The organism is Kitasatospora sp. NPDC015120 (genome assembly GCF_043080305.1).
GTDB lineage: Bacteria > Actinomycetota > Actinomycetes > Streptomycetales > Streptomycetaceae > Kitasatospora.
On sequence record NZ_JBIBVJ010000006.1, the window covers coordinates 17533 to 43517 of the forward strand.

The window sequence follows — 25985 nt, forward strand, 5'->3', positions numbered from 1 at the left end:
CCCGCGTGAAGCGCCACCTCGTGTCCGCAGCCGATCTCAGCCGCGACGACGCGCTGCTCATCCTGGACACCGCCGAGGAGCTCGCCCAGCTCTCCGGCCGGGCCGTCAAGAAGCTCCCCACCCTGCGCGGCCGGACCGTCGTCAACCTCTTCTTCGAGGACTCCACCCGCACCAAGACCTCCTTCGAGGTCGCCGAGAAGCGGCTCTCCGCCGACGTCATCAACTTCTCCGCCAAGGGCTCCTCGGTCTCCAAGGGCGAGAGCCTCAAGGACACCGCCCTCACCCTGCAGGCCATGGGCGCCGACGCCGTCGTCATCCGGCACCACGCCTCCGGCGCGCCGGCCCGCCTGGCGCAGTCCGACTGGCTGCACGGCAGCGTCATCAACGCCGGTGACGGCACCCACGAGCACCCCACCCAGGCGCTGCTCGACGCCTTCACCATGCGCCGCCACCTCAACCCGGGCGCCGGCCACGACCTCGCCGGGCGGCGGGTGACCATCGTCGGCGACATCCTGCACAGCCGGGTCGCCCGCTCCAACGTCCACCTGCTCACCACGCTCGGCGCCCAGGTCACCTTCGTCGCCCCGCCGACCCTGCTGCCGATCGGCATCGAGAACTGGCCCTGCGAGGTCAGCTACGACCTGGAGCGGGTGCTCCCGAAGACCGACGCGCTGATGATGCTCCGGGTCCAGCGGGAGCGGATGAACGCCGCGTTCTTCCCCACCGAGCGCGAGTACACCCGCCGCTACGGCCTCGATGCCGTCCGGATGGCCCAGCTGCCCGAGCACGCGGTCGTGCTGCACCCCGGCCCGATGGTCCGCGGCATGGAGATCACGGCCGAGGTCGCCGACTCCCCGCGCTGCACCGTGGTCGAGCAGGTCGCCAACGGCGTCTCCGTCCGGATGGCCGTGCTCTACCTGCTGCTCGGCGGAGCCACCCTCACCGACACCCCCCGCACCGACTCCGTGGAGACTGCTCAGTGACCACCTACCTGATCCGCAACGCCCAGATCCTCGGCGGTGCCCCGCAGGACCTCCACCTCGCCGACGGCGTGATCCGGGCGATCGGCACCGCGCTGGACGTCCGGGCCGACATCGAGATCGACGCCACCGGCCTGATCGCCCTGCCCGGCCTCGTCGACCTGCACACCCACCTGCGCGAGCCCGGCCGGGAGGACGCCGAGACCGTCCTCACCGGCACCCAGGCCGCCGCGAAGGGCGGCTTCACCGCCGTCCACGCCATGGCCAACACCTTCCCGGTGGCCGACACCGCCGGCGTGGTCGAGCAGGTCTGGCGCCTCGGCCAGGAGTCCGGCTACTGCGACGTGCAGCCGGTCGGCGCCGTCACCGTCGGCCTGGAGGGCAAGAAGCTCGCCGAGCTCGGCGCCATGCACGACTCCGCGGCCGGCGTGCGGGTCTTCTCCGACGACGGCAAGTGCGTCGACGACGCGGTGATCATGCGCCGCGCCCTGGAGTACGTGAAGGCCTTCGACGGCGTCGTCGCCCAGCACGCGCAGGAGCCGCGGCTGACCGAGGGCGCCCAGATGAACGAGGGCCAGGTCTCCGGCGAGCTCGGCCTGGGCGGCTGGCCGGCCGTCGCCGAGGAGGCGATCATCGCCCGCGACGTGCTGCTCGCCGCGCACGTCGGCTCCCGGCTGCACGTCTGCCACCTCTCCACCGCCGGCTCGGTGGAGATCGTCCGCTGGGCCAAGGCCAAGGGCTGGGACGTCACCGCCGAGGTCACCCCGCACCACCTGCTGCTGACCGACGAGCTGGTCCGCTCCTACGACCCGGTCTACAAGGTCAACCCGCCGCTGCGCACCGCCGAGGACGTCCAGGCGCTGCGCAAGGCGCTGGCCGACGGCACCATCGACGCCGTCGCCACCGACCACGCGCCGCACCCGGCCGAGGACAAGGACTGCGAGTGGGCCGTGGCCGCGATGGGCATGGTCGGCCTGGAGACCGCGCTGTCCGTGGTGCAGCAGACCATGGTCGACACCGGCCTGCTGAACTGGGAGGGCGTCGCCGACCGGATGTCGCACCGCCCGGCCCGGATCGGCCGGCTGGCCGGGCACGGCCGCCCGGTCTCGGTGGGTGAGCCCGCCAACCTGGTGCTGTTCGATCCCGCGTACCGTGGTGTCGTGAACCCCGACAGCTTCGCGACCCGCTCCCGCAACACCCCCTACAAGGGCCTCGACCTGCCCGGACGGGTGCACGCCACCTTCCTGCGCGGCACCGCGACCGTGCTGGCCGGCGAACTGGTCGACCAGGGCGGGCTCGCGTGAGCTCCGCCGTCCTGCTGGCCCAGGAGCAGGCCAGGGTCACCAACTGGCCCGGGTACCTCGGCTGGACGGTCGGGCTGGTGCTGGTCATCGGCCTGGTCTACTGGCTGATGCGCCAGGGCTGGAACTGGCGCCGCACCCTGCAGTCCGGCATCCCCCCGCTGCCGGCCGTGCCGCAGCGGGCCGGGCGGACCATCCTGGAGACCAGCGGCCGGTACCACGGCACCACCACCGCCGGGAACTGGCTGGACCGGGTCGTCGCGCACGGCCTGGGCACCCGCAGCCGCGCCGACCTGACCCTCGGCGAGCAGGGCCTGCTGGTGCAGCGCCCCGGCGACGTCGACTTCTGGATCCCCGCCGAGCACCTGACCGGGGCCCGCACGGACTCCGGGATCGCCGGCAAGGTCGTCCCTTCCGGGATCCTCGTCGTCACCTGGACGCTCCCCCAGCCTTCGGCCGGGGGGACCCCCATGGTCACCGAGCTGGACTCCGGCTTCCGGGCCGACCACCCCGATGAGCACACCGCCTGGGTCGAGGCGATCGCCCATCTCACCGCAACACGTACGACGAAGAAGACGGAAGAGGCCGCGTCATGACCGCACCTGTCCCCACCACGCAGCGCCAACGGCGGGAGCGCGTCCCTGCCGTGCTCGTCCTGGAGGACGGCCGGACCTTCCGCGGCCAGGCCTACGGCGCGACCGGCGAGACCTACGGCGAGGCGGTCTTCAACACCGGCATGTCCGGCTACCAGGAGACCCTCACCGACCCGTCGTACCACCGCCAGGTGGTCGTGATGACCGCCCCGCAGATCGGCAACACCGGCTGGAACGACGAGGACGACGAGTCCAAGCGGATCTGGGTCGCCGGGTACGTCGTGCGCGACCCCGCCCGGGTCGCCTCCAACTGGCGCTCCCGCCGCTCGCTGGACGACGAGCTGGTGAACCAGGGCATCGTCGGCATCAGCGGCATCGACACCCGGGCGCTCACCCGCCACCTGCGCGAGCGCGGCGCCATGCGCTGCGGCATCTTCTCCGGCGAGGCGCTGGCCGACCGGTCCGCGCTGCTCGCCAAGGTGCAGAACTCGCCCGAGATGAAGGGCGCCGACCTCTGCGCCGAGGTCGCCACCACCGAGCCGTACGTGGTGCCCGCGATCGGTGAGAAGCGCTTCACCGTCGCCGCCCTGGACCTCGGCATCAAGGCGATGACCCCGCAGCGGATGGCCGAGCGCGGCATCGAGGTGCACGTGCTGCCCGCCGACGCCACCCTGGAGGACGTCTACGCCGTCCGGCCCGACGGCGTGTTCTTCTCCAACGGCCCGGGCGACCCGGCCACCGCCGACCACCAGGTGGCCGTGGCGCAGGGCGTGCTGGAGCGCAGGACCCCGTTCTTCGGGATCTGCTTCGGCAACCAGATCCTCGGCCGGGCGCTGGGCTTCGGCACCTACAAGCTCAAGTACGGCCACCGCGGCATCAACCAGCCGGTCCAGGACCGCACCACCGGCAAGGTCGAGGTCACCGCGCACAACCACGGCTTCGCCGTCAACGCACCGCTCGACGAGGTCAGCGACACGCCCTACGGCCGGGTCGAGGTCTCCCACGTCTGCCTCAACGACGATGTGGTCGAGGGCCTCCAGGCGCTGGACGTGCCCGCCTTCTCGGTGCAGTACCACCCGGAGGCCGCCGCCGGCCCGCACGACGCGGCGTACCTCTTCGATCGTTTCGTGAAGCTCATGGAGGGCCAGCGTGCCTAAGCGCACTGACATCAAGTCCGTCCTGGTGATCGGGTCCGGCCCGATCGTGATCGGCCAGGCCGCCGAGTTCGACTACTCGGGCACGCAGGCGTGTCGGGTCCTGAAGGCCGAGGGCCTGCGGGTCGTGCTGGTGAACTCGAACCCGGCGACGATCATGACCGACCCGGAGATCGCCGACGCCACCTACGTGGAGCCGATCACCCCGGAGTTCGTCGAGAAGATCATCGCCAAGGAGCGCCCCGACGCGCTGCTGCCGACCCTCGGCGGCCAGACCGCGCTGAACACCGCGATCTCGCTGCACGCGGCCGGGACGCTGGAGAAGTACGGCGTCGAGCTGATCGGCGCGGACGTCGAGGCGATCAACAAGGGCGAGGACCGCGACCTGTTCAAGGGCGTCGTCGAGGCCGTCAACGCCAAGATCGGCCACGGCGAGTCCGCCCGCTCGGTCATCTGCCACACCATGGACGAGGTCCTCGCCGGGGTCGACACCCTGGGCGGCTACCCGGTCGTCGTCCGCCCCTCCTTCACCATGGGCGGCGCCGGCTCCGGCTTCGCCCACAACGAGGAGGACCTGCGCCGCATCGCCGGCCAGGGCCTGACGCTCTCCCCGACCACCGAGGTCCTCCTGGAGGAGTCCATCCTCGGCTGGAAGGAGTACGAGCTGGAGCTGATGCGCGACAAGAGCGACAACGTCGTGGTCGTCTGCTCCATCGAGAACTTCGACCCGATGGGCGTGCACACCGGTGACTCGATCACCGTCGCCCCGGCGATGACGCTCACCGACCGCGAGTACCAGATCCTGCGCGACATCGGCATCGCCGTGATCCGCGAGGTCGGCGTCGACACCGGCGGCTGCAACATCCAGTTCGCGGTCAACCCCGAGGACGGCCGGGTCATCGTCATCGAGATGAACCCGCGCGTCTCCCGCTCCTCCGCGCTCGCCTCCAAGGCCACCGGCTTCCCGATCGCCAAGATCGCGGCGAAGCTGGCCGTCGGCTACACGCTGGACGAGATCCCCAACGACATCACCGAGGAGACCCCGGCCTCCTTCGAGCCGACCCTCGACTACGTCGTGGTCAAGGTCCCGCGGTTCGCGTTCGAGAAGTTCCCGAGCGCCGACGCCACGCTGACCACCACCATGAAGTCGGTCGGCGAGGCGATGGCGCTGGGCCGCAACTTCCCCGAGGCGCTGCAGAAGGCGCTGCGCTCGCTGGAGAAGAAGGGCTCCCAGTTCACCTGGGCCGGCCCGGTGGGCGACAAGGCGGAACTGCTCGCCAAGGCGGTCGTGCCGACCGACGGGCGGATCAACACCGTCATGCAGGCGATCCGCGCCGGTGCCACCCCGGAGGAGGTGTTCGAGGCCACCAGGATCGACCCGTGGTTCGTCGACCAGCTCTTCCTGCTCGACGAGATCGCCGGCGAGCTGGCGCAGGCCGCCGAGCTGACCCCGGAGCTGCTGCGGCACGCCAAGCGGCACGGCTTCTCCGACCAGCAGGTCGGCGAGATCCGCGGGCTGCGGCCCGACGTGGTCCGTGAGGTGCGGCACGCGCTCGGCATCCGCCCGGTGTTCAAGACCGTCGACACCTGCGCGGCCGAGTTCGCGGCGAAGACCCCGTACTTCTACTCGTCCTACGACGAGGAGAACGAGGTCGCCCCGCGCACCAAGCCCGCGGTGATCATCCTCGGCTCCGGCCCGAACCGCATCGGCCAGGGCATCGAGTTCGACTACTCCTGCGTGCACGCCTCCTTCGCGCTCGCCGACGCCGGGTACGAGACCGTCATGGTCAACTGCAACCCGGAGACCGTCTCCACCGACTACGACACCTCCGACCGGCTCTACTTCGAGCCGCTCACCCTGGAGGACGTGCTGGAGATCGTCCACGCCGAGCAGCAGGCCGGCCCGCTGGCCGGTGTGATCGTCCAGCTCGGCGGCCAGACCCCGCTGGGCCTGGCCCAGGCGCTCAAGGACAACGGCGTGCCGATCGTCGGCACCCAGCCCGAGGCCATCGACCTCGCCGAGGAGCGCGGCGCCTTCGGCCGCGTGCTGCGCGACGCCGGCCTGCCCGCCCCCAAGCACGGCACCGCCTTCTCCTTCGCCGAGGCCAAGGCCATCGCCGACGAGATCGGCTACCCCGTGCTCGCCCGCCCGTCCTACGTGCTCGGCGGCCGCGGCATGGAGATCGTCTACGACGAGGCCTCGCTCGCCTCCTACCTGGAGCGCCACGCCGGCCTGATCTCCGAGCACCCGGTGCTGATCGACCGCTTCCTCGACGACGCGGTGGAGATCGACGTCGACGCCCTGTTCGACGGCACCGAGCTCTACCTCGGCGGCGTCATGGAGCACATCGAGGAAGCCGGCATCCACTCCGGCGACTCGGCCTGCGCCCTGCCCCCGATCACCCTCGGCGGCTACGACATCAAGCGGCTGCGCGCCTCCACCGAGGCCATCGCCCGCGGCGTCGGCGTGCGGGGCCTGATCAACATCCAGTTCGCGCTCTCCGGCGACATCCTGTACGTGCTGGAGGCCAACCCCCGCGCCTCCCGCACCGTGCCGTTCACCTCCAAGGCGACCGCTGTGCCGCTGGCCAAGGCCGCCGCCCGCATCTCGCTCGGCGCCACCATCGCCGAGCTGCGCGCCGAGGGCCTGCTGCCGGCCGAGGGCGACGGCGGCACCCTGCCCGCCGACGCGCCGATCGCGGTCAAGGAGGCCGTGATGCCGTGGAGCCGCTTCCGCGACGTCCACGGCCGCGGCGTGGACACCGTCCTCGGCCCGGAGATGCGCTCCACCGGCGAGGTCATGGGCCTGGACCGGGTCTTCGGCACCGCCTACGCGAAGTCCCAGACCGGGGCCTACGGCGCGCTGCCGACCAAGGGCAAGGTCTTCGTCTCGGTCGCCAACCGCGACAAGCGCAACCTGGTCTTCCCGGCCCGCGCGCTGGTCGGCCTCGGCTTCGAGCTGCTCGCCACCGCCGGCACCGCCGAGGTGCTCCAGCGCGGCGGCATCCCCGCCACCGTGGTGCGCAAGCACAGCGAGGGCGAGGGCCCGAACGGCGAGCGGACCATCGTCCAGCTGATCCACGAGGGCGAGGTCGACCTGATCATCAACACGCCGTACGGCACCGGCGGGCGCCTTGACGGCTACGAGATCCGCACCGCCGCCGTCGCCCGCGCCGTACCCTGCCTGACCACCGTCCAGGCCATGGGTGCCGCCGTCCAGGGCATCGACCGGCTGCTGCGCGACGAGGTCGGCGTCATGTCGCTCCAGGAGCACGCCGAGCTGATCAACGCAGGCCGCGCCTAGCACCACTCCAGTGGGGGGCACCAGTACCGTCGGGTGCCCCCCACTTCCATGCCCTGGGAGGACTTTGTGTACAAGCTGCTGTTCGACCTCGTCTTCAAGAAGATGGACCCCGAGAAGGCCCACCACCTGGCCTTCTTCTGGATCCGGCTGGCCTCCTCGGTGCCCGGGCTGCGCGGCCTGGTGCGGCTGGTGCTCGCCCCGCGCGACCGGGCGCTGCGCACCGACGCGCTCGGCCTGGCGCTGCCCGGCCCCTTCGGCCTGGCGGCCGGCTTCGACAAGAACGGCGTCGGCATCGACGGCCTGTCGATGCTCGGCTTCGACTACGTCGAGATCGGCACCGTGACCGGCGAGGCCCAGCCGGGCAACCCGCAGCCGCGGCTGTTCCGGCTGGTCGAGGACCGCGCCCTGATCAACCGGATGGGCTTCAACAACCAGGGCTCGGCCCGGGTCGCCGCCCGGCTCGCCGCCCGTCCGCACACCAGCTCCACCCCGGTGGTGGGCGTCAACATCGGCAAGACCAAGGTGGTCGAGGAGGCCGACGCGGTCGCCGACTACGTGAAGTCCACCGAGCGGCTGGCCCGCTACGCCGACTACCTGGTGGTCAACGTCAGCTCGCCGAACACCCCCGGGCTGCGCAACCTCCAGGCCGTCGAGCACCTGCGGCCGCTGCTGAGCGCGGTGCGCGAGGCCGCCGACCGGACCACCCCGCACCATGTGCCGCTGCTGGTCAAGATCGCCCCCGACCTGGCCGACGAGGACATCGACGAGGTCGCCGACCTGGCCCTGGAGCTGGGCCTGGACGGCATCATCGCCACCAACACCACGATCGGCCGCGAGGGCCTGCGCAGCGACGCCGCCCGGGTCCGGGAGATCGGCATGGGCGGCCTGTCCGGCGCCCCGCTCAAGGAGCGCGCGCTGGAGGTCCTCCAGCGGCTGCGGGCCCGCACCGGCGGCCGGCTGGTGCTGGTCTCGGTCGGCGGCATCGAGACCGCCGAGGACGCCTGGCAGCGGATCGTGCACGGCGCGGACCTGGTCCAGGGCTACAGCGCCTTCATCTATGAGGGCCCGTTCTGGTGCCGGCGCATCCACAAGGGCCTGTCCGCCCGTGTCCGGGCCGGCGGCTTCCGCAGCCTGGCCGCGGCCGTCGGCAGCGCGGTGGACGACCGCACGGCCGCCTGAACCCCTCCTCTCACGCCCCCGGAAGGACGTCATGACCCTCGCCCCCTTCGGCACCCGCCTGCGCCACGCCCTGGACACCCGCGGCCAGCTCTGCGTCGGCATCGACCCGCACGCCTCCCTGCTCGCCGCCTGGGGCCTGGAGGACAGCGTCGCGGGCCTGGAGACCTTCAGCCGCACCGTCGTCGAGGCGCTGGCCGGCCGGGTGGCCGTGCTCAAGCCGCAGGCCGCCTTCTTCGAGCGCTTCGGCTCGCGGGGCGTCGCCGTCCTGGAGAAGTCCGTGGAGGAGGCCCGGGCGGCCGGCGCGCTCGTCGTGATGGACGCCAAGCGCGGTGACATCGGCTCCACCATGGCGGCCTACGCCGAGGCCTTCCTGTCGCCCGGCAGTCCGCTGTTCTCGGACGCCGTGACGGTCAGCCCCTACCTGGGCTTCGGCTCGCTGCGCCCGGCGCTGGACCTCGCCACGGCCAACGGCGCGGGCGTCTTCGCGCTGGCGCTCACCTCCAACCCGGAGGGCGCCGAGGTGCAGCGCGCCGTGGGCGCGGACGGCGAGCCGGTGGCGGCCGCGGTGCTGCGGCAGCTGGCCGCCGAGAACGCCGGGGCCGAGCCGCTGGGCTCGTTCGGCGCGGTGGTCGGGGCGACGCTGGCGGACGCGGGCGTGGACCTGGCGATCAACGGCCCGCTGCTCGCCCCGGGGATCGGCGCCCAGGGCGCGACCATGGCGGACCTGCCGCGGGTCTTCGGCGCCTCGGTGCGCAACGTGGTGCCGAGCGTCAGCCGGGACGTGCTGAAGCACGGCCCCTCGGTGGAGGCGCTGAGCGCGGCCGCCGACCGTTTTGTCCAGGAGTACGCGCAGGCGGTCAAGTAACGGACGGGACGGTGGGGTTCGCTCCTGGCGAACGCTTCGCAGCACCGCCCTGACGGGCTGCGACGGTTGCCGGGAGCGGGGACTTGACGTGAGCGCCGTCACATCGATGCCGCCCAAGGTTCGCAATCACGGTCATTTTGCCCGGGAAAGTCCTGGTCGGCCTTGGCTGACCAGGACTTTTCGTGTTCTTTTCCTGACGTGGCGCCGCAATCCGGGTAGTGTCCGGCGATAGGTCACCGAGGAGCCGCGAAACCTGCTGCTCCCGCAGGTCAGGGCGGCGAGTTCGCCCTCTGACCGGTGTCCCTGGAAGCACAACAGTCCTAGTTCAATCCCTTCCATCCACCCTGAGGTGAACGGCGTGGCTCTTCCGCCCCTTACCCCTGAACAGCGCACCGCCGCGCTCGCCAAGGCCGCCGAGGCTCGCCGGGAGCGCGCCGAGGTCAAGAACCGGCTCAAGCACTCCGGCGCCTCCCTGCATGAGGTGATCAAGGCCGGCAAGGCCGACAACGACGTGATCGGCAAGATGAAGGTCTCGGCCCTGCTGGAGTCGCTTCCGGGCGTCGGCAAGGTGCGCGCCAAGCAGATCATGGAGCGGCTCGGCATCTCCGAGAGCCGCCGCGTCCGTGGTCTCGGAACGAACCAGATCGCCTCCCTGGAGCGGGAGTTCGGCGGCGGTGCCGCCTGACCGTGCCCCCGTGGTCCCGGGATCGTCCGCGATCCGGGATAATCGGTGCATGAGTGAGCGTCCGCGGCTGACCGTGCTCTCCGGCCCCTCGGGGGTCGGCAAGAGCACGGTCGTCGCTCATATGAGGAAGCAGTACCCCGAGGTCTGGCTCTCGGTGTCGGCGACGACCCGCCACCCGAGGCCGGGCGAGCAGGACGGGGTCCAGTACCACTTCGTCGACAACGACGAGTTCGACAAGCTGATCGCCAACGGTGAGCTGCTGGAGTGGGCGGTGTTCGCGGGCAACCGCTACGGCACCCCCCGGGCGGCGGTCCAGGAGAAGCTGGAGCGCGGCGAACCCGTGCTGCTGGAGATCGACCTCCAGGGCGCGCGCCAGGTGCGCGAGTCCATGCCCGAGGCGCAGCTGGTCTTCCTGGCCCCGCCGAGCTGGGACGAGCTGGTCCGTCGGCTCACCGGCCGGGGGACCGAGCCGCAGGACGTGATCGAGAAGCGGCTGGAGGCCGCGAAGGTCGAGCTGGCCGCCGAGCCGGAGTTCGACACGACCCTGGTCAACACCTCCGTCGAGCAGGTGGCGAGCGAACTGCTAGCCTTGCTCGGTGTAGGCTGACCTGTTGTCTTTTCCACCCTTTCGGAAGGTTTTCGCGTGTCCTCTTCCATGACCGCGCCCGAGGGCATCATCAACCCGCCGATCGACGAGCTGCTTGAGGCCACCGACTCCAAGTACAGCCTGGTCATCTACGCGGCCAAGCGTGCGCGCCAGATCAACGCGTACTACTCCCAGCTCGGCGAGGGCCTGCTGGAGTACGTCGGCCCGCTGGTCGACACCCACGTGCACGAGAAGCCGCTGTCGATCGCGCTGCGCGAGATCAACGCCGGCATGCTGACCGCCGAGGCGGTCGAGGCCGCCTGAGGCGAGCCCATGAGCGTTCGAAGGGCCCGTCGGAGTTCCGCTCCGACGGGCCCTTCGGCGTTGCGGCGCGTGTGGGGGGTGCCACAGTGCGGGTGATCACCGGCGCGCCGTAGGGTTGGCAGGCACCCGAGGACCGCCACGAGGAGAGCTGGGGAACATGAGCGGCAGCACGGAGCGGACGGACGCACCGCGCGTCGTGCTCGGCGTCAGCGGCGGCATCGCCGCGTACAAGGCGTGCGAGCTGCTGCGGCGGTTCACCGAGTCCGGCCACCAGGTGACCGTGGTGCCCACCGCGGCCGCGCTGCACTTCGTCGGCGAGGCCACCTGGGCGGCGCTGTCGGGCCGCCCGGCGGCCACCGAGACCTGGCAGAACGTGCACGAGGTCCCCCACGTGCGGATCGGGCAGAACGCCGACCTGGTGGTGGTCGCCCCGGCCACCGCCGACCTCATGGCCAAGGCCGCCCACGGGCTCGCCGACGACCTGCTGACCAACACCCTGCTCACCGCGCGCTGTCCGGTCGTGCTGGCGCCCGCGATGCACACCGAGATGTGGGAGCACCCGGCGACCCGCGAGAACGTCGCCACGCTGCGCCGCCGGGGCGTGATCGTGCTGGAGCCCGCCAGCGGGCGGCTGACCGGCAAGGACACCGGGAAGGGCCGGCTGCCCGAGCCGGCCGCGCTCTTCGACGCCTGCCGCGCGGTGCTGCGCCACGGCGGCGTGCGGACCGACCTGGCCGGCCGGCACGTGGTGGTCTCGGCCGGCGGCACCCGCGAGCCGCTGGACCCGGTGCGCTACCTCGGCAACCGCTCCTCCGGCAAGCAGGGCTACGCGCTCGCGGCGACCGCCGCCGCGCGCGGCGCCCGTGTGACGTTGGTCTCGGCCAATGCCGCGCTGCCCGATCCGGCCGGAGTGGACGTGGTCCGGGTGGCGACCGCGCTGGAGCTGCGGGAGGCGGCGCTGAAGGCGGCCCAGGACGCGGACGCCGTGGTCATGGCCGCCGCGGTGGCCGACTTCCGGCCCGCGGTCTACGCCGCGGGCAAGATCAAGAAGGTCGAGGGCGTCGAGCCGGCGCCGGTCGCGCTCGTCCGCAACCCCGACGTCCTGGCGGAGCTCTCCGCCCACCGCACCCGTTCGGGTCAAGTCGTCGTGGGTTTCGCGGCGGAGACCGACGAGGTGCTCGCGAACGGCCGCGCCAAGCTCGCCCGCAAGGGCTGCGACCTGCTGGTCGTCAACGAGGTCGGCGACGGCAAGGCCTTCGGCCAGGACGTCAACGAGGCCGTGGTGCTGGGCTCGGACGGCAGCGAGACGCCCGTCCCGGTGGGCCCGAAGGAGGCCCTGGCGGACGTCGTCTGGGACCTGGTCGCGGAACGGCTCGATCCTTCCGCCGGGTGATCTCGAAGGGTGGGCGGACGGTCTTCAATTGCGGAATCGCGTGACGTTCCTCGGTAGCTGACCGTTACACTCCAGGAATCAAGTCTTTCCGGAAGCCCCCGGATCCGTCCGGGGTCTTTCAGTCAGCAGCCGCTGCAACCCCAGGGAGCGCTGTGTCTCGCCGCCTGTTCACCTCGGAGTCCGTCACCGAGGGCCACCCCGACAAGATCGCTGACCAGATCAGCGACACCATTCTTGACGCTCTCCTCCGCGAGGACCCGGCCTCCCGGGTCGCGGTGGAGACGCTCATCACCACCGGCCAGGTGCACGTGGCCGGCGAGGTGACCACCAAGGCGTACGCCCCGATCGCCCAGCTCGTCCGGGACAAGATCCTGGAGATCGGCTACGACAGCTCCAAGAAGGGCTTCGACGGCGCATCCTGCGGCGTCTCGGTCTCGATCGGCGCCCAGTCGCCCGACATCGCCCAGGGCGTCGACACCGCGTACGAGGCCCGCGTCGAGGGCGACGAGGACGACCTGGACCGGCAGGGCGCCGGCGACCAGGGCCTGATGTTCGGCTACGCGTCCGACGAGACGCCCGAGCTGATGCCGCTGCCGATCACCCTGGCCCACCGCCTCTCGCGCCGCCTGACCGAGGTCCGCAAGAACGGGACCATCCCGTACCTGCGCCCCGACGGCAAGACCCAGGTCACCATCGAGTACGACGGCGACAAGGCCGTCCGCCTCGACACGGTGGTCGTCTCCACCCAGCACGCCAGTGACATCGACCTGGAGTCGCTGCTGACCCCGGACGTCCGCGAGTTCGTCGTGGAGCCGGAGCTGAAGGCGCTGGCCGACCAGGGCATCAAGCTCGTCACCGAGGGCTACCGCCTGCTGGTCAACCCGACCGGCCGCTTCGAGATCGGCGGCCCGATGGGCGACGCCGGCCTCACCGGCCGCAAGATCATCATCGACACCTACGGCGGCATGGCCCGCCACGGCGGCGGCGCCTTCTCCGGCAAGGACCCGTCCAAGGTGGACCGCTCGGCCGCGTACGCGATGCGCTGGGTGGCGAAGAACATCGTCGCCGCCGGCCTCGCCCGCCGCGCCGAGGTGCAGGTCGCGTACGCGATCGGCAAGGCCGAGCCGGTCGGCCTGTTCGTGGAGACCTTCGGCACCGAGACCGTGCCGGTCCTGTCGATCCAGAAGGCCGTCACCGAGGTCTTCGACCTGCGGCCGGCCGCGATCATCCGCGACCTGGACCTGCTGCGCCCGATCTACTCGCAGACCGCCGCGTACGGCCACTTCGGCCGTGAGCTGCCGGACTTCACCTGGGAGCGGACCGACCGCGTGGAGCAGCTGAAGAAGGCCGTCGAGGCCTGACCGGCCGAGCCCGGCGTTTGACGGCAGGTGGTGGCAGCCCGGTCCTCCGGGCGGCCGCCACCTGCTGTTTCGTCGGTGGGACCTGGTACTACTTGGGGCGATGAGCAGCACGCAGGGGAGTGACGAGGGCGGGGCGCCGGAGCAGCTGGCGTTCATCCGGGAGACGGTCCGCCGGGCCAAGCCGCGCACCTGGCGCGGTGCCAAGCGGGCCGAGCACCTGCCGGTCGCCCGGGTGGTCGTCGACAAGGGCGTGCTCACCATCGACAAGTTCTTCGACTACGAGGTGCCCGCCGCGATGGCCGAGGACGCCCGGCCCGGCGTGCGGGTGCGGGTGCGCTTCGGGGCGCGGGTGGTCAAGGGCCAGCGCGAGGGCGGGGAGCTGCACGACGGCTTCATCGTCGCCCGGCTGGAGAAGAGCGACTTCCCCGGCCCGCTCGCCCCGCTCGCCCAGGTCCTCTCGCCGGAGCCGGTGCTCACCCCGCAGCTGCTGCGGCTGTGCCGCACCGTCGCCGACCGGTACGCGGGCACCCTGGCCGACGTCCTGCAGCTGGCGGTGCCGCCCCGGCACGCCAAGGCGGAGGCCGAGCCCTCGCCGCCGCCCCGGCCCCGCCCGGCCGCGCCCGCGCCCGGCAGCTGGTCCCGCTACCCGGCCGGGCCGGACTTCCTCGCCGGGCTGGCCGCCGGCGGCTCGCCCCGGGCGGTCTGGACGGCCCTGCCCGGCCCCGGCTGGCCGTACGAGATCGCCCGCGCCGTTGCCGCCACCCTGGCGGGCGGGCGCGGCGCCCTGGTGGTGCTGCCGGACGGGCGCTCGGTGGCCCGGGTCGACCGGGCGCTGACCGAACTGCTCGGCGAGGGCATGCACGCGGTGCTGGCCGCCGACCTCGGCCCGCGCGAGCGCTACCGGCGCTGGCTCCAGGTCAGCCGGGGCTCGGTGCACGCCGCCGTCGGCACCCGCGCCGCGATGTTCGCGCCGGTGCACGACCTCGGCCTGGTGGTGGTCTGGTCCGACGGCGACTCCAGCCACAGCGATCCGCGCAACCCGCACCCGCACGTGCGGGAGGTGGCCCTGCTGCGCGCCGCCGAGGAGGGCGCGGCCGTCCTGCTCGGCGGCCACGCCGTCACTGTGGAGGGCGCGCAGCTGGTGCGCACCGGCTGGGCCCGGCCGCTGGCCGCCGACCGGGAGACCGTCCGGCACACCGCACCCCGGGTGCGCACCGTCACCGACCAGGACCAGCACCGGGACGCCGCCGCGCAGGCCGCCCGGCTGCCCTCGGTCGCCTGGGAGGCGGCCCGGGAGGGCCTGGCGGCCGGCGGGCCGGTGCTCGTCCAGGTGCCCCGGCGCGGCTACGTCCCCCGGCTGGCCTGCGGGCGCTGCCGCACACCCGCCCGCTGCCGGCGCTGCGAGGGCCCGCTGGAGGCGGCCGGGGCGGACGCGCCGCTGCGCTGCCAGTGGTGCGGCGAGGAGGAGCGGGACTGGCACTGCCCGGAGTGCGGCTCGTTCCGGCTGCGGGCCCAGGTGGTGGGGGCCCGGCGGACCGCCGAGGAGCTGGGCAAGGCGTTCCCGAGCGTCCCGGTGCGCACCTCCGGGCGGGACGCGGTGCTGCCGACCGTCCCGGACGAGCCGGCGCTGGTGATCTCCACGCCCGGCGCCGAGCCGGTCGTCGAGGGCGGCGGCGGGTACGCGGCGGCGCTGCTGCTGGACGGCTGGGCACTGCTGAGCCGGCCCGACCTGCGGGCCGGGGAGGAGACGCTGCGGCTCTGGCTGGCCGCCGCCGCGCTGGTGCGGTCGGCCGCCGAGGGCGGGACGGTGGTGGTGGTCGCCGAGCCCACGGCGCGCCCGGTGCAGGCGCTGGTGCGCTGGGACCCGCTCGGGCACGCCGGGCTGGAGCTGGACGAGCGCGCCCAGCTGCACTTCCCGCCGGTCGCCCGGATGGCCTCGGTGACCGGCAGCCCGGCAGCGGTGGCGGACCTGCTGAACCTGGTGCGGCTGCCGGAGGAGGCGGACGTGCTCGGGCCGGTGCCGGTCGCGGCGCTGCGGGGGGAGGAGCAGGAGCGCGCGCTGCTGCGGGTGCCGCCCGGGCAGGGCGCGGCGCTCGCGACGGCGCTGAAGGCGGCGCAGATCGCGCGGATCGCGCTGCGGACGCCGGAGGCGGTCAAGGTGCGGATCGATCCGACGGACATCGGGTGACGGGCGGCGTCGGGTGAGCCCGGTCGCGTGACGGGTGCGGGTTGCCGGGCGTCGGGTGAGGGGCGCGGTGTCCGTGACCGCGGCCCTCACCCGGCGTCCGGGGTGCGTCAGCCGCGCAGCGGGATGCCGGGGCGGTCGAGGGCGGTTCGCTCCAGCGTGCCGCGGTCGAGGGCGGGGCGGTCGAGGGTGCTGCGGTCCAGCGCGGGCCGGTCGAGGCTGCTGCGGTCCAGACCGCCCTGGCGGGCGGCCGGGACGGTGGTGGCCAGTCCGGTCGGGGCCGGGGAGCGGTCGCGCTCCGGCGCGAGGGCGGGGGTGTGGCCGGGCGCGTGCGCGACCGCCGGGGTGTGGCCCGGCAGCTCCTCGGAGCGGTCCGGCCGGCCGGGCCCCGGCACCGTTCCGGCCGCCGCCAGCAGCTCGCCGGCCGGCCGGCGCATCCCGTAGCGGCGGTGCACCGCCTGCTTGGTGACCCCGAGGGCCGAGCCCACCGAGTCCCAGGAGAAGCCCAGCGCGCGGTCGAACTCGACGGCCGCCGCCACCAGCGTCTCCACGCTCTCCCGCAGCTCCTGGGCCAGGCGCACGGTCGGCGCCGGGGCCCGCCCGTACACCACGAAGCCCGCGGAGGTGCTGGGGCGGCGCGGCCGGTAGACGTTGCCCAACTGGGCGGTGAGCGTCCGCAGGGCGTCGACCTGGCGCCGCACCCGCTCGATGTCCCGCACCAGCAGGTGCAGGCTCGCCCTCGCCCGGGCGTCGTGGTTGATCTGCTCGGCCATGGCTTACGTGCCGCCTTCCGTACGGTTCGGCTCGGCCGGAGCGCCCTTCCCGCGCGCTCCGGCCACGGTCAATCCCACTTGACCAACGCCGGACCGCCCGCCGGGGTCACGCAGGCGGGGCGAGCGGGATGTGCCGGACCCCGGTCCGGACGGATTGCATAGACTGGCCGACGGCCGCGCGCCCGCCGCCCGGCCCGCTCGTCGCCAGCAGCCCGACCCCCGCATCCCGGACCCGACGGACAGGAGCCCGCACCCGTGGCGATCCAGCCGATCCGCATCTTCGGAGACCCCGTCCTGCGCGCCACCGCCCGGCCCGTCACCACCTTCGACAAGGAGCTGCGCACCCTCGTCAAGGACCTCACCGACACCATGCTCGACGCCCCCGGCGCCGGGCTGGCCGCACCCCAACTCGGCATCTCCCTGCGGGTGTTCACCTATCACGTGGACGGCGTCACCGGGCACCTGGTCAACCCGGACCTCTCGCTCAGCGAGGAGGAGCAGGAGGGCCCGGAGGGCTGCCTCTCGCTGCCCGGGCTGCGCTACGACACCCGCCGCGCGCACGGCGTCGTCGCCAGGGGCTTCAACATGTACGGTGACCCGGTCACCATCGAGGGCACCCAGCTGCTCGCCCGCTGCATCCAGCACGAGACCGACCACCTCGACGGCATCATCTTCATCGACCGCCTCGACACCGAGCAGCGGAAGGCCGCGCTCAGGGCGATCCGCGAGGCGGACTGGGGCTCGGGCCCCGCGCCGGTGGTCAAGGTCTCCCCGCACAGCACCTTCGGTTCGGCGCGCTGAGCGCCGCCGGCCACGTCGACCCCGCACTGCAGAAAGGCACTTGATGCGCCTCGTGTTCGCCGGCACCCCCGAGGTCGCCGTTCCCGCCCTGGACGCCCTGCTCGCCTCCGACCGGCACGAGGTCGTCGCGGTGGTCACCCGCCCCGACGCCCCCTCCGGCCGCGGCCGCAAGCTCGTCGCCAGCCCCGTCGCCCAGCGCGCCGAGGAGGCCGGGATCGAGGTCCTCAAGCCGGCGAAGCCCAGCGACCCCGACTTCGTCGCCCGGCTCACCGAGCTCGCCCCCGACTGCTGCCCGGTCGTCGCCTACGGCGCCCTGCTGCGCCCCGGCACCCTGGAGATCCCCACGCACGGCTGGGTGAACCTGCACTTCTCGCTGCTCCCCGCCTGGCGCGGCGCCGCCCCCGTCCAGCACGCGGTGCTGGCGGGCGACGAGGTCACCGGCGCGTCCACCTTCCTCATCGAGCAGGGCCTCGACTCCGGTCCGGTCTTCGGCGTGATCACCGAGGAGGTCCGCCCGGCCGACACCAGCGGCGACCTGCTGGAGCGGCTCTCCCACTCCGGTGCCCGGCTGCTGGCCGCGACCATGGACGGCATCGCCGACGGCACCCTGCACGCCGTGCCGCAGCCCGCCGAGGGCGTCACCCTCGCCCCGAAGCTCGGCGTCGAGGACGCCCGGATCGACTGGACCGCGCCCGCGCTGCGGGTCGACCGGGTGGTGCGCGGCTGCGCCCCCGCCCCCGGCGCGTGGACGGAGTTCCGCGGCGAGCGGCTCAAGGTCACCGGCCCGGTGCGGCTGCTGCCCGGCTCCGCGGACCTCGCGCCGGGCGAGCTGGCCGTCGGCAAGAACAGCGTGCGCGTCGGCACCGGCAGCCACGAGGTCGAGCTCGGCGAGGTCCGGCCGCAGGGCAAGAAGGCCATGCGGGCGGCGGACTGGGCGCGCGGCGCGCGCATCGAGTCGGGCGAGCGGCTGGGCGGGTCCGCCTGAGTCCGGCCGGGCCCGGCCCGGCCCCCGCTTTCCGCGTTACTGTTCGAGAGATCCGGCAATAGCCCCCGCAGCACTTTGAGGCACATCCCATGAGCACGACCGGCAGTACCCACGGCACCTCCGGCACGCCCGGCGCGTCCGGCGGCAAGCGCGCCCCGCGCCCGCACCGGCGCCCGAAGAAGGACCCGGCGCGGATCGTCGCCTTCCGCGCCCTGCGCGCCGTCGACGAGCGCGACGCCTACGCCAACCTGATCCTCCCCTCCCTGCTCCGCGAGGCCGAGCAGAAGGGCATGGACCGGCGCGACGCCGCCCTCGCCACCGAGCTGGTCTACGGCACCCTCCGGCTCCAGGGCACCTACGACGCGATCATCGCCGCCTGCATCGACCGCCCGCTCGGCAAGGTCGACCCGCCCGTCCTCGACGTGCTGTCGCTCGGCGCCCACCAGCTGCTCACCACCCGCATCCCCAGCCACGCCGCCGTCTCGGCCACCGTCGAGCTGGCCCGGGTGGTGCTCGGCGACGGCAAGGCCAAGTTCGTCAACGCGGTGCTGCGCCGGATCAGCGCCCACGACCTGGACGCCTGGATCCAGCGGGTCGCCCCGCCGTACGACCAGGACGCCGAGGACCACCTCGCCGTCGTGCACTCCCACCCGCGCTGGGTGGTCGCCTCGCTGTGGGACTCGCTCGGCCGCTGGCAGCCCGACAACGCCGGGCGCACCGCCGTGGAGGAGCTGCTGCGCGCCGACAACGAGCGCCCCGAGGTCACCCTGGTGGCCCGCCCCGGCCGGGCCACCGTCGGCGAGCTGGCCGACGCGCTGCCCGAGGCCGAGCCGGGCCGCTGGTCCCCGTACGCGCTGCGGCTCGCCGAGGGCGGCGACCCGGGCGCGGTCGCGGCGGTGCAGGAGAACCGGGCCGGCGTCCAGGACGAGGGCAGCCAGCTGGTCGCGCTGGCCCTCGCCGCCGCCCCGCTGGACGGCCCGGACCGGCTCTGGCTGGACGGCTGCGCCGGCCCCGGCGGAAAGGCCGCGCTGCTCGGCGCGCTCGCCGCCGAGCGCGGCGCGGCGCTGGTCGCCAGCGAGAAGCAGCCGCACCGGGCCCGGCTGGTCGCCCGGGCCCTGGCCGGCAACCCCGGCCCGTACACCGTGATCGCCGCCGACGGCACCCGCCCGGCCTGGCGGGCCGGCGGCTTCGACCGGGTGCTCGTCGACGTCCCGTGCTCCGGCCTCGGCGCCCTGCGCCGCCGCCCCGAGGCCCGCTGGCGCCGCCGTCCGCAGGACGTCGCCGCCTTCGGCCCGCTCCAGCGCGACCTGCTGCGCTCGGCCATCGAGGCGACCCGGACCGGCGGCGTGGTCGGCTATGCCACCTGCTCCCCGCACCTGGCGGAGACGCGCGCGGTGGTGGACGACGTGCTGCGTACCGAGGGCGGCCGGGTGGAGTGGATCGACGCCCGGCCGCTGCTGGCGGGCGTCCCGGCTCTCGGTGAGGGCCCGGACGTCCAGCTGTGGCCGCACCTGCACGGCACGGACGCGATGTACCTGGCCCTGCTGCGCCGCACGGCGTAGGCGGGTGCCCTCCGGCGGCGCACCACGGGAGTCCGTGGTGCGCCGCCGTCCGTTCGGCCGGGCCCCGGCGGCGTGCGTGCCCCGGCGTGGCGGAGCCGGTCCGATCCGCCGGACACGCCCTGAGCGGGCGGTCCCGTCCGCGGGTCAGCGGGCGGAGAGGGCGGGGCGCGGGACCGTGAGCGCGGGGTCGGGGCGGGGGAAGGCCGGGGCGGGGCGTGGCGGGCCGGTGTGCGTGGAGACCACGCCGCGGACCAGGTCGCGCAGCCAGCGGTGCCCGGCGTCCTGGTCGTTGCGCGGGTGCCAGGCCATGCTCAGGACCACCTCGGGGAGGTCGACCGGCAGCGGGAAGGTGGTCAGGCCGAGCGCCTCGGCGGCCGGGGCGCCGAGGCGGGCCGGTGCCAGGCCGACGAGTTCGGTGTCGCGGAGCAGGAAGAGCGCCGCCGGGTAGCTCGGTACGCTGGCCACGATCCTCCGGGCGAGGCCGAGCTGGGCGAGGCGCTGGTCGACCTGCCCGGGGCCCCGGCCGTGCCGGGAGACGGTGAGGTGATCGGCGGCGGCGAACTCCTCCAGGGTGGGGGGTGCGCCGTGGGCCAGCGGGTGTCCGGTGCGGGCGACGCCCACCAGGCGGGTGGTGGTGAGGGGTTCGGTGCGGGTCTCGGGGTCGAGGTGGTCGGTGACGCCGACCTCCAGGTCGATCACGCCGTCGCGCATCGCGCTGGTGCCCTCCAGGTCGTCCCCGAGGAAGCGCAGGGTCACCGCCGGGGCCTGGGCGCGGACCGCCGCCAGCAGGGCCGCGCCGATCGTGGTCAGCAGGACGTCGCCGGTCTGCAGCGTGAACCGGCGGTTGAGCTCGGCGGGTTCGGCGGCCGCGGGCGGTATCAGCAGGGCCTGGCCCCGGCTGACCAGGGCGCGGACCTCGGAGCGCAGTTCCACCGCGCGGGGCGTCGGCACCAGTCCACGGCCGGCCCGGACCAGCAGGGGATCGCCGAGCACACGGCGCAGCCGCCCGAGCGTGCGGCTCATCGCCGGGGCCGAGGTGTGCAGCCGTTCGGCGGCACCGGTCACGCTGCCCTCCTCCAGCAGGGCGTCCAGGGCGACGAGCAGGTTGAGATCGAGGTCCGGCATGAGGTTCTCCGCTGGTGGTCGGTCGGCTGGTGTGGGGGGTGTGGGGATGACCGGAGGTGGAAAGTGTGCTGACCTGAGTTCCGCGGGAGCGCGCGACGACACTCGGCATCCGGCGTCGATCGCCACAACTCCCCTGGGGAGTAAAGGATCTGACGTGATGATTGACAATGGCATGTCGATCGGGACCTGCCAAGGAGGCCGTGTGCCGACCTTCCCGGTGCAGGACGGTGCACGCCGGCCCGGGCGGCCGGAAGCGGGGAGGTGACCGTGTCCGCGTACACGGAGTGGCGGCCGTCGGTGGCGCCCGGGCGGCAGGTGTCCTGCCTCTGGACGCGGCACCACGCCCCGGGGCCGTCGTACGAGCAGCTCGTCGTCCCGGACGGCTGTGTGGACCTGGTGTGGTCGGACGCGGGGCTGCAGGTGGTGGGCGCGGACCTCGCACCGCGCAGCGTCCCGGTGCGGGGCGGGGCGGAACTTGCGGGGCTGCGGTTCCGTCCCGGTGCGGCGGGCCTGCTGCTGGGGGCGAGGCCGGCGCGGGAGCTCCGCGACCTCCAGGTGCCGCTGGCCGAGGTGGTCGGCGCGGCGACGGCGGAGCGGCTCGGGGAGCGGCTGGCCGCGGCGCGCGGGCCGCGGGAGGCGGCGGCGGAGCTGGAGGCGTTCGTCGCGGCGCTCGTGCCCGGCTGGGAGCCGGACCGGGTGGTGGAGCGGGCGGTGGCCGCCCTGGGGCGCGCACAGGGGGCGCGACTGCCGGAGCTCGCGACCGAACTGGGGCTCTCGGAGCGGCAGTTGCGCCGACGGGTGACCGATGCGGTCGGCTACGGGCCGAAGACCCTGCACGCCGTGCTGCGCTTCCAGCGGGCGCTGGCCTGCGCGCGGCCGGGGCACGGGCGGGGGACGGGGGAGGGGCAGGGGGACGGTGGTGGGCCGGACGCCGGTGCGGGACCGGGGCTGGCGGAGGTGGCGGCGCTGGCCGGGTACGCCGACCAGGCGCACCTCACCAGGGAGGTGCGCCGGTGGGCGGGGGTGCCGCCGAGAGTGCTGCTGGGCCGCCGGGCGGCCGGGCCGGACGGGGCCCGGGGTCAGGCGTCCGGCGCGTCGTCGTAGGCGCGCAGCGTGAGCAGCGCCTGGAGGGTCACCCCGGGGCGGGCCTCCGACTCGGTGTTCGCCGACCAGCGCAGCCAGTTGATCGGCCAGCCGCCGTCCTTCTGCTGGGCGGCGGCGAGGTGGTCGAGGCCGAGGTCCAGCTCCTCGTCGGTGAACCAGGCACGGGCCAGGCTGTCGGGCGTGCGGGCGTAGTCGTGCGGCAGGTGGTGCTCGCCCGGCGCGTAGCCCGGGGCGGTCGGCGCCTCCTCGGGCCGGGCCGGGTCGAGCAGCACGAGCCGCTGCTCGCGGACGAGCGCGCCCAGCCGGGCCGCCTGGCTCCGGGCCCAGTCGGTGTCCGGGCAGGCGTCGAGGAAGCGCAGCGCGGCGCCCACCTCGTACGGGTGCGGCGCGTCGAGCTTCTCGACGGCGGCGCGGCAGAACGCGGTGGCGGCGGTGAGCCACGGGTGGTCGATGCCCTGGCGCAGCAGCGGGGCCACGATCTGGCCGGTGGACAGCAGTTCGCCGACCGGTTCGGCGCCCTCCTCGGGCACCGGCAGGAACGGCGGCCGCGGGTAGGGCCGCAGGCTCGGCAGGACGACGGGCACGCCGCCGTCGGGTGCGGAGACCTCGGCCAGCCATGTGCAGACCGGCCGGGCGCGGTCCTCGTCCAGGGCCCCGGCCTCCTCCAGGGCGAGCAGCGCGGCGGGCACGGCGATGGGCTGGGGGGCCGGTCCGCGGACGTCCGGTTCGAGTCCGTAGGCGAAGCCCCCGCCGGGGGCGCAGTGGGCGCCCAGGGCGGCGAGGACGCCGACGGAATCGGGCCGGGCGCCGAACAGGTGGGCGAAGCGGCGTTGTTCGAGGACGCGCCCCGAGGTCCAGAGGAAGTCGGCGGCGGCGTCGAGCCTGGTGGGCGTGAGGCGTGTGGTGCGGGTCATGACTCGACCGTAGGCGGCCCGGGGGCGGGGGTCTTGAACGATTCGGACACGGACGGCGCGGTGTCGCGGGGGACCGGCCCGGGCCAGTGGGCCCGCAGCGGGCGGTAGTCGGTCACCGTGATGCCGAGCTCGGCGAGCAGCTCGCGGGTGCGCGGGGCGAGGAGGAAGGCGTGGTCGGAGCGGCGCACCCGCCGGTCGCCGTCGCCGTCGCCGGGGCGGGTGCCGGGCGTGCCGAGGCCGGGGTGGACGGCCCACTCGGTCAGGCCCGGCGGCAGCGCGGCGAGCAGCCGGGCGTAGTGGGCCGGCTTGTCGTCGAGCGGGACGGCGAAGCTGTCCAGGAAGGGGTGGTCGACCACCGGCAGCCCGCGGGCGCGCAGGCGTTCCAGGGCGGGGGAGAGCCAGATGCGCACGGCCAGTCCGTATTCGGCGCCGAGCGCGAGCGCGAGGTCGAGGAGGTCGGGGCGGCCGGCGTCGGCCAGGCAGTGGAAGTCCAGGTGGGTCGGGTCGAGCCCGGGGCCGGTGGCGGCCTCGATCTGGGCGCGGAACTCCCGTTCCACTTCGGCCGTCCGGGCCCGTGCCAGCAGCCGGGCGCGGCCGTCGGGGGTGGCGGGGTGGAGCCGCCCGGTGGGGTCGAGCAGCGAGGGCACGGCGGCGGCCGGGGCGAGCGGGCCCCAGCGGGCGCCGGGCGCGTCGGTGCCGCAGACCAGAGTGAGGTGGATCCCGAACGGCAGCGCCGGCCGCTCGCGCAGCAGGCGCAGCGCGTGCGCGGATCCCGGGCAGCCGGTCATGAGGCTGCAGGAGGCGGCGACGCCGTGTTCGATCGCCTCGACGACGGCGAGGTTGACGCCCTCGTCGAGGCCGAAGTCGTCGCAGTTGAGCAGCAGCAGGCGGGTGCCCGGCGGGTGGCCGAGCAGCTCGGTGGCGAGGGGGGTCGGCCGGGTCACGCCCGCAGTCTGCCGGGGCGGTGGGCGCGGTGCAGCGGGTTTTCGCTCAGGCCCCGCGGGCGGCGCGGCGCCGGCGCTTGCCGAGCGGGGCCTGCGAGAGGTCCTCGGCCTGGGAGCGGAGGTTCTTGTAGCCGTAGCCGCGTTCGTCGAGCCAGGCGCGGGCGGACCGTTCGGCGCGCTCGGTGGCGTCGAGGATGTCCTCCTCGGCCTCGCCGGAGTCCTGGTAGCGGAAGGTGAAGACGGCGCGGGCGGTGAGGTCGTAGCTGAGGTGGCCCTCGGGGGTGAACGCGGCGAACAGGACGTCGTGCTCGGCGGCGCGGGACGCCAGCTCGGCGTGCTGCTCGGGGGTGAGGCCGTCGAAGACGCCGCGGACGGTGATGCGGAAGGTGCGCGTGGTCATCCGGTGAGCGTATGCCGGGCCGTGGTGGGCGGGCGACGGGTTTTCCGGGGAACGGGCGGCGCCCCCGCGCCGGGACGGGCGCGGGGGCGGGCAGCGGGCGAGGGTGGCGCCGGCGGCCGGGCCGTCAGGCCTCGCCGAGGGTGACGCCGGCGGGGGCCGGGCCGTCCGGGGCGGTGGCGCCGGCGGGCGGGGTGTCGGCGGGCCTGGTGTCGGGGGCCGTGTCGAGCGAGGGCCAGTGGATCCGGGTGGCGCAGAGCGCGACGACCAGCGCCGAGGCGGCGACCACGCCCATGCCCCAGACCAGGCTGCTCGCGTTGGCGATGAAGCCGATCAGGGCGGGGCCGGCGAGCAGGCCGGTGGTGCCGGTGGCGGCGACCAGGGCGAGCGCGTCGGAGCCCTGGCGGGCGGCCGCGACGTAGACGCACGGGGTGACGGCGGCGACGCCCAGGCCCACGCAGGCGAAGCCGATCAGGGTCGGCACCACGCCGCCGGCCAGCAGCGCGAGCGCCAGTCCGAGCCCGGCCACGGTGCTGCCGACGCGCACGATCCGGCCGTCGCCGAAGCGGGTGCGCCAGCCGTCGGCGAACAGCCGGGCGAGCACCATCATCACCGAGACCACGGCGATGCCCATCGGCGCCAGCTGGTGCGAGGCCCGGACGACGTTCTCCAGGTAGAGGGCGGACCAGTCGTTCATGGCGCCCTCGGTCACGGTGCCGAAGACCATGGCGAGGCCCATCCAGACGGTGATCCGGGAGGGGAGCGGGATGCCGCGGCGCTTCGCGGGCGCGTCGGCGGCGGGTTCCGGCGCGGTCTCGGCGGCCCCGGCGGGTTCGTCCGCCAGCATGCCGGTCTGGGCGAGGAGCAGCAGCAGGGCGAGGACGGCGGCGGCGATCGCGAAGTGGGCGGACAGCGTGGTGGTGACGGCGGTGACCCCGGAGGCGAGCAGGGCCGCGAGCAGGGACCCGGCGCTGAACGTGGCGTGCAGCCTGGACATCGCGGTGCGCTGGAAGCGGACCTCCATGGCGGCGCCCTGGGCGTTCATCGCGACGTTCAGGAAGCCGACCGCGACGCCGTCGAGGCAGGCCACCACCAGCAGGACGGGGTAGCTGGGCGCCAGGGTGAGGCCGGCCAGGACCAGCCCGAGGACGATCGCGGAGACGGTGGCGAGGACGCGTGAGCCGAACCGCTTCATCAGCGAGGCGACCAGCGGGAAGGAGACGGCGGCGCCGATGCCGCAGACCATCAGCAGCAGGCCGATCCGGCCGTCGTCCAGGTCGAGCCGGGTCTTCAGGGCGGGGAGGCGGGAGACCCAGGTCGCGTACTGGAAGCCGAGGAAGCAGAACAGCGCTGCGATGGCCAGGTGTGCTCGCAGGAAGTCATCGCGCACGCGGAGCATGTGCATCAGCCCGATCGTTGTGGGGGGAGGTCGTGGCGGGGAGGTCGTGGCGCGGAGGTCCGCCGCGGGGA

At 74.2% G+C, this 25985-nt stretch carries 23 protein-coding genes; 17 read left to right on the forward strand and 6 right to left on the reverse strand.

Annotated features, from left to right (window positions below):
* Positions 1-5: 5 nt before the first annotated feature.
* The 13 genes from ACF1AK_RS16655 (at position 6) to ACF1AK_RS16715 (ending at position 15913) form a co-directional block, all read left to right on the forward strand.
* Complete coding sequence (locus tag ACF1AK_RS16655; RefSeq protein ID WP_391499484.1) at positions 6-983, forward strand: aspartate carbamoyltransferase catalytic subunit; 978 nt, start codon at positions 6-8, stop codon at positions 981-983.
* Entirely contained in the window at positions 980-2284 is a 1305-nt protein-coding gene (locus ACF1AK_RS16660) for a dihydroorotase (protein WP_380294593.1), read from the forward strand. The genes ACF1AK_RS16655 and ACF1AK_RS16660 overlap by 4 nt, the downstream gene beginning before the upstream one ends.
* The gene (locus ACF1AK_RS16665) at positions 2281-2877 is read left to right on the forward strand and encodes a hypothetical protein (protein WP_391499485.1); all 597 of its coding nucleotides are present in this window, start codon (positions 2281-2283) and stop codon (positions 2875-2877) included. Before ACF1AK_RS16660 ends, ACF1AK_RS16665 begins: the two co-directional genes overlap by 4 nt.
* Positions 2874-4031: a glutamine-hydrolyzing carbamoyl-phosphate synthase small subunit gene (carA, locus tag ACF1AK_RS16670; protein ID WP_391499486.1), complete on the forward strand. Its 1158-nt coding sequence runs from the start codon at positions 2874-2876 to the stop codon at positions 4029-4031. The genes ACF1AK_RS16665 and carA overlap by 4 nt, the downstream gene beginning before the upstream one ends.
* The gene (carB, locus tag ACF1AK_RS16675) at positions 4024-7332 is read left to right on the forward strand and encodes a carbamoyl-phosphate synthase large subunit (RefSeq protein WP_391499487.1); all 3309 of its coding nucleotides are present in this window, start codon (positions 4024-4026) and stop codon (positions 7330-7332) included. The genes carA and carB overlap by 8 nt, the downstream gene beginning before the upstream one ends.
* A 66-nt stretch (positions 7333-7398) precedes the next feature.
* On the forward strand, positions 7399-8511 hold the full coding sequence (locus ACF1AK_RS16680; RefSeq protein WP_391499769.1) for a quinone-dependent dihydroorotate dehydrogenase: 1113 nt from the start codon (positions 7399-7401) through the stop codon (positions 8509-8511).
* A gap of 31 nt (positions 8512-8542) precedes the next feature.
* Positions 8543-9376 carry an orotidine-5'-phosphate decarboxylase gene (gene pyrF, locus ACF1AK_RS16685; protein ID WP_391499488.1) on the forward strand — a complete coding sequence of 278 codons (834 nt, stop codon included), beginning with the start codon at positions 8543-8545 and terminating at the stop codon, positions 9374-9376.
* Between the two features lie 358 nt (positions 9377-9734).
* Entirely contained in the window at positions 9735-10061 is a 327-nt protein-coding gene (gene mihF / locus ACF1AK_RS16690; protein WP_030056187.1) for an integration host factor, actinobacterial type, read from the forward strand.
* 49 nt (positions 10062-10110) lie between these two features.
* Entirely contained in the window at positions 10111-10668 is a 558-nt protein-coding gene (gene gmk / locus ACF1AK_RS16695; protein WP_391499489.1) for a guanylate kinase, read from the forward strand.
* Between the two features lie 36 nt (positions 10669-10704).
* Entirely contained in the window at positions 10705-10971 is a 267-nt protein-coding gene (gene rpoZ / locus ACF1AK_RS16700; protein WP_030056185.1) for a DNA-directed RNA polymerase subunit omega, read from the forward strand.
* A gap of 157 nt (positions 10972-11128) precedes the next feature.
* Positions 11129-12364, forward strand: coding sequence for a bifunctional phosphopantothenoylcysteine decarboxylase/phosphopantothenate--cysteine ligase CoaBC (gene coaBC / locus ACF1AK_RS16705; protein WP_391499490.1), 1236 nt, complete (start codon positions 11129-11131; stop codon positions 12362-12364).
* Between the two features lie 152 nt (positions 12365-12516).
* On the forward strand, positions 12517-13725 hold the full coding sequence (gene metK / locus ACF1AK_RS16710; RefSeq protein WP_391499491.1) for a methionine adenosyltransferase: 1209 nt from the start codon (positions 12517-12519) through the stop codon (positions 13723-13725).
* A gap of 100 nt (positions 13726-13825) precedes the next feature.
* Entirely contained in the window at positions 13826-15913 is a 2088-nt protein-coding gene (locus ACF1AK_RS16715; RefSeq protein ID WP_391499492.1) for a primosomal protein N', read from the forward strand.
* Positions 15914-16020: 107 nt separating this feature from the next.
* Here the strand turns inward: ACF1AK_RS16715 and ACF1AK_RS16720 are convergent, their stop codons facing one another.
* A complete protein-coding gene (locus ACF1AK_RS16720) occupies positions 16021-16683 on the reverse strand; it encodes a hypothetical protein (protein ID WP_391499493.1) in 663 nt (220 codons plus the stop codon).
* 255 nt (positions 16684-16938) lie between these two features.
* On the opposite strand from ACF1AK_RS16720, the gene def reads away from it, so the two are divergent.
* From def to ACF1AK_RS16735, 3 genes are all read left to right on the forward strand, one after another.
* Positions 16939-17484: a peptide deformylase gene (gene def / locus ACF1AK_RS16725; RefSeq protein ID WP_391499494.1), complete on the forward strand. Its 546-nt coding sequence runs from the start codon at positions 16939-16941 to the stop codon at positions 17482-17484.
* Between the two features lie 43 nt (positions 17485-17527).
* Positions 17528-18469, forward strand: a complete 942-nt coding sequence (gene fmt / locus ACF1AK_RS16730) for a methionyl-tRNA formyltransferase (protein ID WP_391499495.1) — start codon at positions 17528-17530, stop codon at positions 18467-18469.
* An 89-nt stretch (positions 18470-18558) separates the two neighbouring features.
* Positions 18559-20031 carry an RsmB/NOP family class I SAM-dependent RNA methyltransferase gene (locus ACF1AK_RS16735; protein WP_391499496.1) on the forward strand — a complete coding sequence of 491 codons (1473 nt, stop codon included), beginning with the start codon at positions 18559-18561 and terminating at the stop codon, positions 20029-20031.
* A gap of 144 nt (positions 20032-20175) precedes the next feature.
* Here ACF1AK_RS16735 and ACF1AK_RS16740 read toward each other — a convergent pair whose 3' ends face one another.
* On the reverse strand, positions 20176-21156 hold the full coding sequence (locus ACF1AK_RS16740; RefSeq protein ID WP_391499497.1) for a LysR family transcriptional regulator: 981 nt from the start codon (positions 21154-21156) through the stop codon (positions 20176-20178).
* Positions 21157-21423: 267 nt separating this feature from the next.
* Between ACF1AK_RS16740 and ACF1AK_RS16745 the strand changes: the two genes are divergently transcribed.
* The gene (locus ACF1AK_RS16745) at positions 21424-22260 is read left to right on the forward strand and encodes a DUF6597 domain-containing transcriptional factor (protein ID WP_391499498.1); all 837 of its coding nucleotides are present in this window, start codon (positions 21424-21426) and stop codon (positions 22258-22260) included.
* Here ACF1AK_RS16745 and ACF1AK_RS16750 read toward each other — a convergent pair.
* From ACF1AK_RS16750 to ACF1AK_RS16765, 4 genes are all read right to left on the reverse strand, one after another.
* Positions 22236-23174, reverse strand: coding sequence for a hypothetical protein (locus tag ACF1AK_RS16750; protein WP_391499499.1), 939 nt, complete (start codon positions 23172-23174; stop codon positions 22236-22238). The genes ACF1AK_RS16745 and ACF1AK_RS16750 overlap by 25 nt on opposite strands.
* Positions 23171-24118 (reverse strand): carbohydrate deacetylase, encoded by a 948-nt coding sequence (locus tag ACF1AK_RS16755; RefSeq protein ID WP_391499500.1) that lies wholly within the window; start codon positions 24116-24118, stop codon positions 23171-23173. The genes ACF1AK_RS16750 and ACF1AK_RS16755 overlap by 4 nt, the downstream gene beginning before the upstream one ends.
* A gap of 46 nt (positions 24119-24164) precedes the next feature.
* A complete protein-coding gene (locus ACF1AK_RS16760) occupies positions 24165-24518 on the reverse strand; it encodes a DUF6204 family protein (RefSeq protein WP_391499501.1) in 354 nt (117 codons plus the stop codon).
* A gap of 124 nt (positions 24519-24642) precedes the next feature.
* The gene (locus ACF1AK_RS16765) at positions 24643-25914 is read right to left on the reverse strand and encodes an MFS transporter (protein ID WP_391499770.1); all 1272 of its coding nucleotides are present in this window, start codon (positions 25912-25914) and stop codon (positions 24643-24645) included.
* Positions 25915-25985 lie beyond the last annotated feature (71 nt).

What these genes read in the sequence shown, in the direction of transcription:
- carA (WP_391499486.1), top strand. Translation starts at nt 2,874, where the DNA reads ATGACCGCACCTGTCCCCACCACGCAGCGCCAACGGCGGGAGCGCGTC.
- pyrF (WP_391499488.1), top strand. Translation starts at nt 8,543, where the DNA reads ATGACCCTCGCCCCCTTCGGCACCCGCCTGCGCCACGCCCTGGACACC.
- gmk (WP_391499489.1), top strand. Translation starts at nt 10,111, where the DNA reads ATGAGTGAGCGTCCGCGGCTGACCGTGCTCTCCGGCCCCTCGGGGGTC.
- coaBC (WP_391499490.1), top strand. Translation starts at nt 11,129, where the DNA reads ATGAGCGGCAGCACGGAGCGGACGGACGCACCGCGCGTCGTGCTCGGC.
- ACF1AK_RS16715 (WP_391499492.1), top strand. Translation starts at nt 13,826, where the DNA reads ATGAGCAGCACGCAGGGGAGTGACGAGGGCGGGGCGCCGGAGCAGCTG.
- ACF1AK_RS16720 (WP_391499493.1), bottom strand. Translation starts at nt 16,683, where the DNA reads ATGGCCGAGCAGATCAACCACGACGCCCGGGCGAGGGCGAGCCTGCAC.
- fmt (WP_391499495.1), top strand. Translation starts at nt 17,528, where the DNA reads ATGCGCCTCGTGTTCGCCGGCACCCCCGAGGTCGCCGTTCCCGCCCTG.
- ACF1AK_RS16735 (WP_391499496.1), top strand. Translation starts at nt 18,559, where the DNA reads ATGAGCACGACCGGCAGTACCCACGGCACCTCCGGCACGCCCGGCGCG.
- ACF1AK_RS16740 (WP_391499497.1), bottom strand. Translation starts at nt 21,156, where the DNA reads ATGCCGGACCTCGATCTCAACCTGCTCGTCGCCCTGGACGCCCTGCTG.
- ACF1AK_RS16750 (WP_391499499.1), bottom strand. Translation starts at nt 23,174, where the DNA reads ATGACCCGCACCACACGCCTCACGCCCACCAGGCTCGACGCCGCCGCC.
- ACF1AK_RS16760 (WP_391499501.1), bottom strand. Translation starts at nt 24,518, where the DNA reads ATGACCACGCGCACCTTCCGCATCACCGTCCGCGGCGTCTTCGACGGC.
- ACF1AK_RS16765 (WP_391499770.1), bottom strand. Translation starts at nt 25,914, where the DNA reads ATGCTCCGCGTGCGCGATGACTTCCTGCGAGCACACCTGGCCATCGCA.